The following is a 12,737-nucleotide window of genomic DNA, read 5'->3' on the forward strand; positions in this document are numbered from 1 at the left end:
TGCGGGCTGTCCCTTTGTCACATCGTGCGGTACTGACCGATTGCGCGGTACTTTTCGTAGCGGAGGTTTGTGAGGGTCGCGTCGTCGAGCTGCCCAAGCGTATCGAAGGCATCAAATGCCGAGGACATGACGGCACCGGCGATCTCCTCATGCGACAGGCCCCTATCGTCGACAATGCCGTCGATGATGCCGAGCGCCAACAGATCGGGGGCCGTGAGCTTAAGCGCCTCAGCGGCCTCATTCGCGCGCTCGGTATCCTTCCACAGGATCGACGCACAGGCCTCGGGGCTCACGACCGAATAGGCCGAGCTTGAGAGCATCAGGATGCGGTCGGCCACGGACAGCGCCAGCGCGCCACCAGAGCCGCCCTCGCCTGTCACCACCGAGACAATCGGCGTCTTAAGGCCGCTCATCTCCATGAGATTCTGGGCAATCGCCTCGCCCTGGCCGCGCTCCTCGGCACCGATGCCGCAAAACGCGCCCGAAGTATCAACCAGGCACAGAACCGGCCGACCAAATTTCTCGGCTTGGTGCATCAGGCGACGTGCCTTGCGGTAGCCCTCGGGATGTGCCATACCAAAGTTGCGACGCATGCGCTCTTTGGTCGTGGTACCGCGCTCGATGGCGATAACCGTCACGGGTCGCCCGTCTTTCCAGCCGATGCCGCCCACCACGGCAGCATCGTCGCCAAAGTAGCGGTCGCCGTGCAGCTCTACGAATCCGTCGAGACCCAACGAGATCATCTCGCCTGCCGTGGCGCGGTTCGCCGAGCGAGTCTGTTTGACGATTTCGAGCGCGCTTTTTGGTGCGACCGAGCGCTTAAACAAGTGTCCCAGCTTTTTGTCGCGACGACCCGTATGCACGATCTCATGCGGTGCCCCCAGGCCGGGCGCGTGCCCTTCGTGCAGCGCCAGCAGCTCGCCTACCGTGAGCGCAATCTCACCACGCGGAACAACGGCATCGCAAAAGCCGTGCTCCAGCAAAAACTCGGAACGCTGGAATCCCTTGGGCAGACGCTTGTGCATGTTCTGCTCGATCACGCGCGGGCCGGCAAATGCCGTCAGGGCATCGGGCTCGGCCAGGATAATGTCGCCCTCCATGGCAAAGCTCGCGGTTACACCTCCGGTCGTGGGATCGGTGAGCACCGTGATATACAGGCCGCCCGCCTCGCTGTGGCGCCTAACCGCCGCAGAAATCTTGGCCATCTGCATGAGCGAGGTCACGCCCTCCTGCATGCGGGCGCCGCCCGATACGGTAAAGCCAACGACCGGCAGCCCCAACTCGGCCGCGCGCTCAAAGACACGACAGATCTTCTCGCCCACCACGGAGCCCATTGAGCCCATCATAAAGTTGGCATCCATAAAGAAGAGCGCGGTATCGCAGCCGCAGATTTTGCCCCTGCCGCACACAACGGCATCGCGCTCGCCCGAACGCTCGCTCACGCTCTTAAGCTTGTCGGCATAACCGGGAAACGAGAGGAAGTCCTTCGACGCCAGATTGGCATCCCATTCCTCAAAGGTACCCGCGTCGACCGTCATGCGCATGCGCGCGCGACCGCTCACGCGAAAGTGTTTGCCGCAACGAGGGCAGACCTCGAGGTTGTCGTGCAGGCGCGCCTCATCGATCACACGGCGGCACTCCGGGCATTTGACAAACACGTGGCGCGCGGGGAACTCGGCGCACGACTCGGTTATCGGCCCCTCAAGGACATTGACCGTCTTCGCTTTTCTATTCATCAGCATAGAGATGCCCCATCAGATCGGTGTGATACATGCCCGACAAAAACTCGTCGTTTGCCAGCACGTCGAGCTGAAGCTCGCTATTTTCGCTCACGCCCTCAATCACGAGCTCGCCCAGGGCCGAGCGCATCTTGCGAATGGCACCGTCACGCGTGGGCGCGCACACGATGAGCTTGCCGAGCATGGAGTCGTAGTACGGCGGAACTTTCGCTCCGGTAAACATGGCGGAATCCCAGCGCACGCGCGGACCACCCGGCACACGCAACGCGGTGACCGTTCCGCATGACGGCAGAAAGTCCGGCGTTTCGGCATTGATGCGGCACTCCATGGCGTGGTTGCGCACCGGCATGTCCTCCTGCTCAAAGGGCAGAGGCTGGCCGGCAGCCACGCGCAGCTGCCACTTGACCAAGTCGGTATCGGTCACAAACTCCGTGACCGGATGCTCAACCTGCAAGCGCGTGTTCATTTCCATAAAGTAGAAATTACCGTCATCTGAGTACAAAAACTCAATGGTACCGGCGCCCTCATAGCCAACGGCACGAGCCAGGTCGCGCGCGGCCTTGTGCATGCGCGCGCGAATATCATCGCGTCCGTCGAGGCACGGCGCGGGGCTCTCCTCGATCAGCTTTTGGTTGCGGCGCTGCACCGAGCACTCGCGCTCGCCGAGCGAAAACACATGGCCCTGCTTATCGGCCATAATCTGTACCTCAACGTGATGCGCCGGCGCAACGAACTTCTCCATGTAGCACTCGCCGTCGCCAAAAACGGCCTCACCCTCGGCACGCGCCTCGATGAACGCCTTTGCCGCATCTTCCACGCGCTCGACCTTGCGAATACCGCGACCGCCGCCGCCCGCGCGCGCCTTAATAAGCACGGGGCAGCCGATGCGCTCGGCCTCGGCCGTTGCTTCCTCGGGGCTTTTGAGCAAATCGCAGCCCGGCACGATGGGCACGCCCGCAGCAGCGGCCGTTCGGCGTGCGGCGTCCTTGTCGCCCATGCTGTCGATCACCTCGGCCGAAGGACCGACAAACGCCAGACCGAACTTGTCGCAGTCGCGCACGAAGCTCGCCTTCTCGGAAAAGAAGCCATAGCCGGGATGAATTGCCTTAGCTCCCGACTTTACGGCACAGGTGAGCACGGCATCGTCGTTGAGGTAGCTCTCGGCAAGACGCGGGCCGCCGATGCAATACGCCTCGTCGGCAAGCTGCACGTGTAGCGCGTCCGCATCGGCCGTGGAATAAACGGCGACGGTCTTGATGCCCATATCGCGGCACGCGCGGATAACACGGACCGCGACTTCGCCGCGGTTGGCGATGAGCACTTTGTCGAACATGGAGCCTTCCTTAACTTTCGTGCATGAGTGCAAAAGACATATCGGCGCGGCAGCAAACCTCACCGTTGACGCTCGCAGTACCCGTCGCAAAGCGGAACGGCCCGCGTGCACGCGTGATGGAGCACACCAGATCCACCGTGTCGCCCGGGCGCACCGGACGCTTAAAGCGCACCTTGTCCAGACTCGTGTAGAACGGCGTCGCGCCGCGCGCCTCCTCATCGCCCATCAGCAGCACGCAGCAGTTCTGGGCGAGCATCTCGCACTGAATCACGCCGGGAACGACCGGGTTTCCCGGAAAATGTCCCTGCAAAAAGTACTCGTCGCCTGTAATCGTGATCTTGCCGTGGGCCTCGTCGCCCACCAGCTCGGCTTCGTCGAGCAAAAGCATCGGCTCGCGATGCGGTAACAGCTTCTTGAGCTCTTCTTTGTTCATGGATATCACCTATCCGATCCTCATGAGGCAGCTGCCAAACTCCACGAGGTCGCCGTCGGCCACGCAGATCTCGAGCACCTCACCGTCTGCCTCGGCCGTCACCTCGTTGAGAACCTTCATGGCCTCGATGATGCAGAGGGTCTCGCCGGCCTTGACCTTGGAGCCCACGCGCACAAACGGCTCGTCGCCCGGCGCAGGGGCAGCATAGAAGACGCCCACCATGGGAGCAGTCACCTCGGTGCCCTTGGGCTCCGGCGCGGCGGCAGGTGTCTGCGTGGCGGGTTCCGGTGCGGCAGGCGCGACTGTGGGAGCTGCAACTTGAGCGGCCATGGCGCTCGGCATAGGCATGGGCACGGCAACCGGCTGCGCCACACTCGCGCGCTCGAGTTCGACCGCGGTGCCATCGGGCTCCTCAACGCGTACGCGCGTAAGGCCGCGGTCCTCCATCACATCGGCTATCTCGGCAAGTCTTTTGGAATCCATGCTCTAGCTCCTCGTATATCTACGCAGCGCGATGGCGGCGTTGTGCCCGCCAAAGCCCAGGTTGGTCGAAAGCGCCCAGGTAAGGTCGGCGCGAACCGCGCGATTGGGCGTGTAATCAAGATCGCAGGCGGGATCGGGCGTGTGGTAGTTAATGGTCGGCGGCACCACGCCCTGCTCGAGTGCCATGGCGCAGGCCATGACCTCAATGGCCCCCGTGGCACCGATCATGTGCCCCGTCATCGACTTGGTCGACGAGACATGTGCGGCGCGCGCCGCGTCCTCGCCGAGCGCCCGCTTAATGCCTGTCGTCTCGGACGAATCGTTGAGCTTGGTCGAGGTGCCGTGGGCGTTGATGTAGAGACCCTCGGAAGGCTTGACGTCGCCCTCGGCTACCGCCAGCGATATCGCGCGGGCAATGCCGGCAGCCTCGGGATCGGGACTCGTGATGTGATAGGCATCATCGGTGTTGCCGTAGCCCACGACCTCGGCATAAATGTGCGCACCGCGCGCCTGCGCATGTTCCATGCTCTCGAGTACCAGCACGCAAGCGCCCTCGCCCATCACAAAGCCGTCGCGGTCTGCATCGAACGGACGGCAAGCCGTCGCAGGATCGGGGTTGGTGGTCAATGCGCGGCAGGACGTAAAGCCTGCAACGGCATCGGGGATAATGGCCGCCTCGGCGCCGCCCGCGAGGATCGCGTCGGCATAGCCGTGCTTGATGGCGCGGAACGCCTCGCCCACCGCATGGGCCGAGGTCGCGCAAGCAGTCACGACTGGCAGGGTCGGTCCCTTTGCCTTGTGGCGGATCGCGATATTGCCCGAAGCCATGTTGGGGATCATCATCGCAATCATATAGGGCGATGCGCGGCGAGGTCCACGATCGGCGATCGTGTGGACGTTGTCGACGAGCGTCTGCATGCCGCCCACGCCCGAGCCCACGTAGACGCCCAGGCGCTCACGATCGATGGCGCCTTCGACATCAAAGCCCGCATCGTGCATTGCCTCGTCCGAAGCCACCAGCGCAAACTGAACGCAGGGGTCCAGATGCTTGGCGTCGCGCTTGCCAAAGTACTCGTTGCCGTCAAAGCCCTTGACTTCGGCCGCCACCTTGACGGTAAACGCATCGGTATCGAAGTGCGTGATCGGGCCGATGCCACAGGTCCCGGCGCACATGGCCGCCCAGGTGGCAAGCGCGGTGTTGCCGAGCGGCGATACGGCACCGATGCCGGTGATTGCAACTCTCTGTTCCATCATGGTCTCCTCATCCAAGCCGTTCTTCGGCCCTGGTTTCTACATCGCCATTCCGCCGTCGACGCGCACGACCTCGCCCGTAATGTAAGCAGCCGCATCGCTCGCTAAAAAGCGCACCACGCCGGCCACTTCCTCGGGACGTGCCATGCGCTTAAGGGGAATCTGTTCCTCGGTTGCCGCACGCACCTTCTCCGAGAGCTTTGCCGTCATATCTGTCTCGACAAACCCGGGAGCGACCGCGTTCGCTCGTACGCCACGAGGCGCAAGCTCGCGCGCCACCGCCTTGGTAAGCCCTATCACGCCCGCCTTGGAAGCAGCGTAGTTGGCTTGCCCGGCATTGCCCATCAGGCCCACGACCGAGCTCATGTTGACGACGCAACCGCCGCGCTGGCGCATAAAGGTCTTGGTGAGCGCGCGCGTCATATTGAATGTTCCCTTGAGATTGACATCGAGCACGCGATCGAATGCGTCATCGCCCATGCGCATGAGCAGGCCATCGCGGGTGATGCCGGCGTTGTTGACGAGCGCCCAAATGGAACCAAAGTCGTTGAGGACCGCTTCCACGCACGCGTTGACAGCAGCGGGATCGGCCACGTCGCATTGATATGCGCGTGCCGTGGCGCCAACCGCCTCACAGGCTTCGCACGTCTTGCGCGCCGCATCGACGCTGCCGGCATAGACGACGGCGATATCAAAGCCGTCCTCCGCCAGACCGACAGCGCAGGCGCGGCCGATACCCCGCGAGCCGCCCGTGACCAGTGCCACGCGACGTGAGTCGTTGCGCTCGAGCGCGCCGTTGTTCAAGTTGCCCATGTCATTCCTTTCGGGTTACAGCCCTGTGGACTATGCGAGCTCGTCGGCAATAGCTGCGACCTGCTCGGCCGTTTCGCACGAATACACGCGAACGTCGCTCAGCGTACGCTTGACCAGGCCCGACAGCGTTTTGCCAGGGCCGACCTCAATAAACGTGTCGATGCCCTGATTCTGCAGAGTATGCAGCGCATCGACCCAACGAACGGCATGACTCACCTGATTGGCCAAGACATCCGATGCCGCTCGCGGGTCCGCCGGATAGGGCGCCGCCGTCATGTTTGCCATGACCGGAATCAGCAGCGGTGACGGCGCGTGGCCGGCTTGGATATACGTCGCCAGCCCCTCAGTCGCCTCGGCCATATAGGGGCTATGAAATGCGCCCGACACCGCGACTTTCATAGCGCGGCCGCCAGCCTCTTTTACTAGGACGTCGAGCTCCTGCAGCGCCTCGGGCGCTCCGGCAACAACCGTCTGCTGCGGACTGTTGTAGTTGACCGGCCAGCAGTCCTCGCCGGCCTGTTTTGCCAGGTTCTCGACTTGCGCCGCATCGAGCTTGATGACGGCGCGCATGCCGCCCGGATGGCGCTCGGCAGCCGCGGCCATCAGCGCCGCGCGCTCGCACACGAGCTCAAAGCCCGCTCGCGTATCGAACGCCCCCGCAAAGGTGAGCGCGGCGACCTCGCCAAGCGAAAAACCCGCACAGGCGGCAGGTACCACGCCGCGCTCACGCAGGGCGGCAGCCGCTGCCAGATCGTGAACGAACACGCACGGCTGCGTGTTCTCGGTCTGCGAGAGTTCCTCCTTGGAGGCGCTTCGGCACTGCTCACTGGTCCCCGGGCGCACCTCGTCGACAATGGCGAACACCTCGGCGGCCGCCGGCGATGCCTCGATCAGGTCGACGCCCATCGCGGGGTGCTGGGCGCCCTGGCCGGCAAACAGAAACGCTACGCCACCCATGCGCACGCACCCTTCAGGACGTGCTCGGCGCCATCGACTAGGTCGTCAACGATTTCACGTGCACTTTGGCGCTCGTTGACCATGCCGGCAATCTGTCCACACAAAAACGAGCCCTCTTCGTAATTGCCGTCCTTGGCGGCCTTGCGAAGGGCGCCCGTGCCCATGGCCCCGAGCTCCTCGACGCTTACGCCCGCCGCCTCGCTCTTGGCGTAGGCGTTAGTGAAGGGGCTCTTGAGGGCACGCACCGGGTGTCCCGTCGAGCGGCCGGTCGCACGCGTCGAGGTGTCGTTGGCCTTCAGGACCATCTCCTTGTACTGCTCCGATACGGTGCACTCGTCTGCGACCAGAAAGCGTGTTCCCACCTGGACGCCAGCAGCGCCGAGCATAAAGGCGGCCGCCACGCCGCGGCCATCGGCGATACCGCCAGCCGCAACCACGGGAATATCGACCGCATCGACAACCTGTGGCACCAGTGCCATCGTCGAGGTCTCGCCAATATGGCCGCCTGATTCGGTACCCTCGGCAACCACGGCAGTGGCTCCACGACGCGCCACGAGACGCGCCAGCGCCACCGAGGCAACGACCGGGATGACCTTGATGCCCGCCTCGTTCCACGCCTTCATGTACTTGGTGGGATTGCCGGCACCCGTCACGACGACCGGCACCCGCTCGTCAATCACGACCCGCGCGACCTCGTCGGCAAACGGGCTCATGAGCATGACGTTGACGCCAAAGGGCTTATCCGTCCTGGCGCGCAGCTCATGAATCTGGTCGCGCAGCCAGTTGGCGTCGGCGTTCATGGCCGCGATAATCCCTAAGCCGCCCGCCTCGGACACTGCGGACGCCAGCGAGGCGTCGGCGATCCAGGCCATACCGCCCTGGAACACGGGCTTTTCGATGCCGAGCAGATCGCAGAGAGGAGTCTTGAGCATCTCTACTTCTCCAATGCCGCCTCGACCGTATCGGCGAACTCGCCGACCGTCTTGGGGTTCTCCTCGGTATCGAGCTGGATGCCAAACTCGTCCTCAACGGCGACGAGGATCTCGACGGTGCCCAGACTGTCGAGACCAATCTCCTCGAGCGTGGACTCGGGCTTCATCTCGACGTCGTCAAGACCGGCGGTCTCGCGGATAACATCGCAAACGCGCTCGAAGGTCTTCTGATCTGCCATGGTAGTTCTCCTTTGTTTGTGCCCTAGGGGCGTTTTTATTTCCTATGTGCGACTACTTCCAACGAAGTAGATAGCCACCTTTATCCAGACCGGCGCCAAATCCAACGAGGGCGATGGTGTCGCCCGTGTGAAGTGCACCGGCGTTTGCCAGCCGGTCGAGGGCAAGCGGAATGCATGCGCTCGAAATGTTGCCGGTCTCGCGCAGCGTTCGAACCACGCGCTTGTCTGGCACACCGAGGCGCTTGACCGCCTGACTCAGGATTCGTTCGTTAGCCTGATGGAATACAAAATGGTCGATGTCCTCGACCGAAATGCCCGCATCGCTCGCAAGCTTATGGACCGTGTCGCAAATCGCGTTGACGCCGAACTTGAACACGCGGCGGCCATTCATGGACAGCACGCTCTCGCTATCTGCGGAGGCCTTAAACGGCGAGGTGCCGACCAGACCGGGAACGCACAACGTCTCGACGTCGGGCGCCGTCGAAAGCTCAACGGCAAGGGGGCTGTCTCCCCCAGCCTCAATCACCGCGGCGCCTGCCCCATCGCCAAAGAGCACACAGGTGGCGCGGTCGGTCCAGTCGAGCGCGCGCGTCATCTGCTCGGCGGCAACGACAAGCACATGCTTGGCTCGTCCTCGGGCGATATAGCCCTCGGCAACATCGAGCGCAAATACGAAGCCGGCGCAGGCAGCCGAGACATCGAAGGCAGGGCACGTCGCGCCCAGTCGCTCAGCAACGGCACACGCCTCGGCGGGAACAAGGTGGTCACCCGTCGTCGTCGAGCAGACGATCAGATCCAACTGGCTCGCGTCGATTCCGGACACCTGAAGTGCCCGCTCGCTCGCCGCTACGGCAAGGTCGTCAAGTGACTCGGTGGTGCAGACGTGGCGACTCTTAATACCTGTGCGGGTAAAAATCCACTCATCCGAGGTATCGAGGAACTCGGACAGCTCGTCATTGGAAACACTGCGCTTGGGAAGCGCCGAGCCTGTTCCAAGAATCGTGAAACCCATCACTAACCTCCTTTGAGTTGTTGACGCGTTTACATCGACCAAGAGAGGATAGCGCATTTCAGTCGTTGTTAACGTGTTAACATTAAATTGTCCAAATGCGACAAAGGCTTCACATTGTGTCTCTCTCGACACCATTGCGTTATTCACTTATTCATTAAGGAGGTAGCAGCCGTTATGGATGCCAAATTAACGATAGTCGACGTAACCGGATCGACCAACGATGACCTGCTCGAAGCAGGAAAACAGGGAGCGCCGCACGGAACAGGACTTGCCGCCCGGGCTCAGACAGCAGGACGCGGCCGGCGCGGCCACAAGTGGGATTCAACCGCCGGCAACCTATTGCTTTCGATTGTCCTGCGTCCATGCGTTAATCCTGCGAAGTACTCTGGTCTTGCTGCCGTCAGCGGCCTAGCGGTGCTCGAGGCGCTCGAAAAACAGGGTCTTGCAAACGAGATTGGCCTCAAATGGCCCAACGACCTGGTCGCGCGTGGACGCAAACTCGGCGGCATTCTGGTCGAGGCCGCACGCGATAACGAAGGCAAACCTTTCGCCGTCTGTGGCATTGGTGTCAATGTGAACTATGCGCCCCAAGAGGTGCCCGATGGCGGCCTGCTGGCAATCGGTCTCTCGGACCTTAACGAGAACGTTCCAGCTGTCGACATGCTCCTCGATGAGGTCTATCACGCAGTTATAGACGCTATAGATGCCTGGGCAGAACGCCTCAACGCCATGGAAGAAAACACCGGACCGCTCGCGCCCGTCCACGGCGAATATGTCGCTCACCTCAATTGGATTGGAAAGCACGTTATCGCCCGCTCCCCTGCCGGTGACGAGCTGGCGCGAGGCATCTTTAAAACGGTCGATGGCTTTGGTCGTGCGTGCATCGAAACAGAAGACGGCTTGCGATCCTTCCATTTTGAGGAAGCGTCATTGCGCCCCTTGAGTGAGTAGGTCGCCACAGCCAGCCGCTCGGCAGCCTTACCCGGCGATCCAAACCCATCATGCAAAACAAAAGGGCCCCGCTACCGTAACGGCAGCGGGGCCCTTTAAGCTATGAGCGATATCGCTTAGAGCTTGATGTCGATGTCGACGCCAGCGGGGAGGTCGAGACGCATAAGCGAATCAACGGTGCCCGAGGTGGGGTCGAGGATGTCGATGAGGCGCTTGTGGGTGCGCATCTCGAACTGCTCACGGGAGTCCTTGTTCACGTGCGGCGAGCGGATAACCGTGTACAGGTTGCGCTCGGTGGGCAGGGGGACAGGACCGGAAACGCGAGCACCGGTCTTCTGAGCGGTCTCGACGATGAGCTTCGCGGACTGATCGACGACCTCGTGATCATAGCCCTTGAGGCGAATGCGGATCTTCTGGGTAGCCAACTTAAACCTCCAAAGAGTGCGAGAGATGTTCTCGCGGATTACGTAACAGGGAGCTCGAACTTAGGCGTTCTTGCTCATGACCTCGTCCACGATGGACTTGGGCGCGGGCTCATAAGAGTCGAACTGCATCGTGTAGGATGCACGGCCCTGGGTCTGGGAGCGAAGGTCGGTAGCGTAACCGAACATCTCGCCCAGCGGCACCTTGGCACGGATGAGCTTGCTGTTCTTGCGATCCTCCATGCCCTCGATCTTGCCGCGGCGACCGGAGAGGTTGCCCATAACGTCGCCCATGTACTGCTCGGGGGTCTCGACCTCGACAGCCATAATCGGCTCGAGCAGCTGCGGATCGGACTTCTTGAGAGCGTCCTTGATAGCCATGGAACCGGCGATCTTGAAGGCGGCCTCGGAGGAGTCGACCTCGTGGTAAGAACCGTCGAACAGGGTGACCTTAACGTCGAGGACCGGGAAGCCGGCGATAACACCGGTGTTCAGGGCCTCCTGGATGCCCTTGTCGATGGACGGGATGTACTCCTTGGGCACGACGCCGCCGACGATAGCGTTGACGAACTCGTAGCCGAAGCCCTCCTCCATCTTCTCGAGCTTGATGACGGCGTGGCCGTACTGACCGCGACCGCCGGACTGACGGACGAACTTGCCCTCAGCCTTCTCGACGTCGTGACCGGCGGTCTCGCGGTAGGCAACCTGGGGCTTACCGACGTTAGCGTCAACCTTGAACTCGCGGAGCAGACGGTCGACGATGATCTCGAGGTGCAGCTCGCCCATGCCGGCGATGATGGTCTGGCCGGTCTCGTGGTTGGTGGACACCTGGAAGGTCGGGTCCTCCTCGGCGAGCTTGGTCAGAGCCAGGGACATCTTGTCCTGCTCGGCCTTGGTCTTGGGCTCGATGGCAACGTCAATAACGGGCTTAGCGAACTCAATCTTCTCGAGGACGATCTCCTTGCCCTCGGCGCACAGGGTGTCACCGGTGGTGGAGTTCTTGAAGCCGACGCAAGCGACGATGTCGCCGGCGGCAGCGTCGTCACGGTCGATACGCTCGGCGGCGTTCATCTCGAGGATGCGGCCGAGGCGCTCGCGCTGACCGTTGGAAGCGTTGACAACGTAGGAGCCGGACTCGGCGCGGCCGGAGTAAACGCGGACGTAGGTGAGCTTACCGACGAACGGGTCGGTCATGATCTTGAAGACCAGGCCGGAGAAGGGCTCGTCGAAGGAAGGATGACGCTGGATCTCCTCGCCGGTGTCCGGATCGGTACCGGTGACGGCCTCAACGTCGAGCGGGCTGGGCAGGTAGTCGACGACAGCGTCGAGCAGCTCCTGAACGCCCTTGTTCTTGTAGGCGGAACCCACGAAAACGAGGTTGAGCTCGTTGGCCAGAACGCCCTTGCGCAGAGCAGCCTTGAGCTCCTCGACGGTGAAGTCCTCCTCCATGAGGATCTTCTCCATGAGCTCGTCGTCAAAGCTGGCAGCAGCGTCGAGGAGCTCCTCGCGCTTGGTGGCAGCGATGTCGGCAAACTCAGCCGGGATCTCGTCCATCGGCTCGGGGTAGGTCATGCCCTTCTCGTCGGCCTTGAAGTCCCATGCAGTCATGGTAACGAGGTCGATGACGCCCCAGAAGTTGTCCTCGGCGCCCATCGGGACCTGAGCGGCCACGGCGTTAGCGTCGAGACGATCCTTCATGGTCTCGATAGCGTTGAAGAAGTCAGCGCCCACGCGGTCATACTTGTTGATGAAGGCGATGCGGGGGACGTTGAAGGTAGAAGCCTGACGCCAAACGGTCTCAGACTGGGGCTGAACGCCGGCAACGGCGTCGAAGACGGCGACAGCGCCATCGAGGACGCGCAGGCAGCGCTCGACCTCGGCGGTGAAGTCAACGTGGCCCGGGGTGTCGATGATCTGGATGCGGTAGTCCTTACCGTCCTTGTTCCAGAAGCAGGTGGTAGCAGCGGAGGTAATGGTTACGCCGCGCTCCTGCTCCTGAACCATCCAGTCCATGGTGGCAGCGCCCTCATGGACCTCACCGATCTTGTGGGTCTTACCGGTGTAGTAAAGAATACGCTCGGTCGTGGTGGTCTTACCGGCATCGATGTGGGCCATGATGCCGATGTTACGGGTATCGGAAAGCTTGTACTTAGGCTTAGCCATGTTAGTTCC

13 protein-coding genes are annotated in these 12,737 nt (G+C 62.2%); 1 reads left to right on the plus strand and 12 read right to left on the minus strand.

All coding sequences use genetic code 11. The features are described from left to right. Window positions 1–17: 17 nt before the first annotated feature. Genes accD through DWV58_RS00710 form a run of 10 tightly spaced genes read right to left on the minus strand, consistent with a single transcriptional unit; the run spans window position 18 to window position 9,192 of the window. Window positions 18–1,736: an acetyl-CoA carboxylase, carboxyltransferase subunit beta gene (accD, locus tag DWV58_RS00665; protein ID WP_233540463.1), complete on the minus strand. Its 1,719-nt coding sequence runs from the start codon at window positions 1,734–1,736 to the stop codon at window positions 18–20. Beyond that, a complete protein-coding gene (locus tag DWV58_RS00670) occupies window positions 1,729–3,072 on the minus strand; it encodes an acetyl/propionyl/methylcrotonyl-CoA carboxylase subunit alpha (protein WP_117629226.1) in 1,344 nt (447 codons plus the stop codon). The genes accD and DWV58_RS00670 overlap by 8 nt, the downstream gene beginning before the upstream one ends. 10 nt (window positions 3,073–3,082) lie before the next feature. Further along, complete coding sequence (gene fabZ / locus DWV58_RS00675; RefSeq protein ID WP_099432064.1) at window positions 3,083–3,505, minus strand: 3-hydroxyacyl-ACP dehydratase FabZ; 423 nt, start codon at window positions 3,503–3,505, stop codon at window positions 3,083–3,085. A 9-nt stretch (window positions 3,506–3,514) separates the two neighbouring features. Further along, the gene (accB, locus tag DWV58_RS00680) at window positions 3,515–3,988 is read right to left on the minus strand and encodes an acetyl-CoA carboxylase biotin carboxyl carrier protein (protein WP_117629227.1); all 474 of its coding nucleotides are present in this window, start codon (window positions 3,986–3,988) and stop codon (window positions 3,515–3,517) included. Between the two features lie 3 nt (window positions 3,989–3,991). Further along, window positions 3,992–5,242 (minus strand): beta-ketoacyl-ACP synthase II, encoded by a 1,251-nt coding sequence (gene fabF, locus DWV58_RS00685; protein WP_233540464.1) that lies wholly within the window; start codon window positions 5,240–5,242, stop codon window positions 3,992–3,994. Window positions 5,243–5,278: 36 nt separating this feature from the next. After that, window positions 5,279–6,052, minus strand: a complete 774-nt coding sequence (gene fabG / locus DWV58_RS00690; RefSeq protein ID WP_117775852.1) for a 3-oxoacyl-[acyl-carrier-protein] reductase — start codon at window positions 6,050–6,052, stop codon at window positions 5,279–5,281. 30 nt (window positions 6,053–6,082) lie between these two features. Then, window positions 6,083–7,009 carry an ACP S-malonyltransferase gene (locus tag DWV58_RS00695; protein ID WP_117775853.1) on the minus strand — a complete coding sequence of 309 codons (927 nt, stop codon included), beginning with the start codon at window positions 7,007–7,009 and terminating at the stop codon, window positions 6,083–6,085. Continuing rightward, complete coding sequence (gene fabK / locus DWV58_RS00700; protein WP_117775854.1) at window positions 6,997–7,941, minus strand: enoyl-[acyl-carrier-protein] reductase FabK; 945 nt, start codon at window positions 7,939–7,941, stop codon at window positions 6,997–6,999. The genes DWV58_RS00695 and fabK overlap by 13 nt, the downstream gene beginning before the upstream one ends. A 2-nt stretch (window positions 7,942–7,943) precedes the next feature. Next, window positions 7,944–8,180, minus strand: a complete 237-nt coding sequence (locus tag DWV58_RS00705) for an acyl carrier protein (RefSeq protein WP_006235019.1) — start codon at window positions 8,178–8,180, stop codon at window positions 7,944–7,946. Window positions 8,181–8,232: 52 nt separating this feature from the next. Next, on the minus strand, window positions 8,233–9,192 hold the full coding sequence (locus DWV58_RS00710) for a beta-ketoacyl-ACP synthase III (protein WP_117775855.1): 960 nt from the start codon (window positions 9,190–9,192) through the stop codon (window positions 8,233–8,235). A gap of 174 nt (window positions 9,193–9,366) precedes the next feature. Here DWV58_RS00710 and DWV58_RS00715 point away from each other — a divergent pair, with 174 nt between their 5' ends. Further along, window positions 9,367–10,143 (plus strand): biotin--[acetyl-CoA-carboxylase] ligase, encoded by a 777-nt coding sequence (locus DWV58_RS00715; protein ID WP_117775856.1) that lies wholly within the window; start codon window positions 9,367–9,369, stop codon window positions 10,141–10,143. Window positions 10,144–10,259: 116 nt separating this feature from the next. On the opposite strand, the gene rpsJ is transcribed toward DWV58_RS00715, so the two are convergent. Together rpsJ and fusA are read right to left on the minus strand one after the other, a co-directional pair. Further along, window positions 10,260–10,568 (minus strand): 30S ribosomal protein S10, encoded by a 309-nt coding sequence (gene rpsJ / locus DWV58_RS00720; RefSeq protein ID WP_022094184.1) that lies wholly within the window; start codon window positions 10,566–10,568, stop codon window positions 10,260–10,262. A gap of 60 nt (window positions 10,569–10,628) precedes the next feature. Then, entirely contained in the window at window positions 10,629–12,728 is a 2,100-nt protein-coding gene (fusA, locus tag DWV58_RS00725) for an elongation factor G (protein WP_022094183.1), read from the minus strand. Window positions 12,729–12,737 lie beyond the last annotated feature (9 nt).

Source organism: Collinsella sp. AF11-11 (genome assembly GCF_003465485.1).
Classification (GTDB): domain Bacteria; phylum Actinomycetota; class Coriobacteriia; order Coriobacteriales; family Coriobacteriaceae; genus Collinsella.

Coding starts and splice junctions, on each gene's coding strand:
- accD (WP_233540463.1), bottom strand. CDS start 1,736: ATGAATAGAAAAGCGAAGACGGTCAATGTCCTTGAGGGGCCGATAACC.
- DWV58_RS00670 (WP_117629226.1), bottom strand. CDS start 3,072: ATGTTCGACAAAGTGCTCATCGCCAACCGCGGCGAAGTCGCGGTCCGT.
- fabZ (WP_099432064.1), bottom strand. CDS start 3,505: ATGAACAAAGAAGAGCTCAAGAAGCTGTTACCGCATCGCGAGCCGATG.
- accB (WP_117629227.1), bottom strand. CDS start 3,988: ATGGATTCCAAAAGACTTGCCGAGATAGCCGATGTGATGGAGGACCGC.
- fabF (WP_233540464.1), bottom strand. CDS start 5,242: ATGATGGAACAGAGAGTTGCAATCACCGGCATCGGTGCCGTATCGCCG.
- fabG (WP_117775852.1), bottom strand. CDS start 6,052: ATGGGCAACTTGAACAACGGCGCGCTCGAGCGCAACGACTCACGTCGC.
- DWV58_RS00695 (WP_117775853.1), bottom strand. CDS start 7,009: ATGGGTGGCGTAGCGTTTCTGTTTGCCGGCCAGGGCGCCCAGCACCCC.
- fabK (WP_117775854.1), bottom strand. CDS start 7,941: ATGCTCAAGACTCCTCTCTGCGATCTGCTCGGCATCGAAAAGCCCGTG.
- DWV58_RS00705 (WP_006235019.1), bottom strand. CDS start 8,180: ATGGCAGATCAGAAGACCTTCGAGCGCGTTTGCGATGTTATCCGCGAG.
- DWV58_RS00710 (WP_117775855.1), bottom strand. CDS start 9,192: ATGGGTTTCACGATTCTTGGAACAGGCTCGGCGCTTCCCAAGCGCAGT.
- DWV58_RS00715 (WP_117775856.1), top strand. CDS start 9,367: ATGGATGCCAAATTAACGATAGTCGACGTAACCGGATCGACCAACGAT.
- fusA (WP_022094183.1), bottom strand. CDS start 12,728: ATGGCTAAGCCTAAGTACAAGCTTTCCGATACCCGTAACATCGGCATC.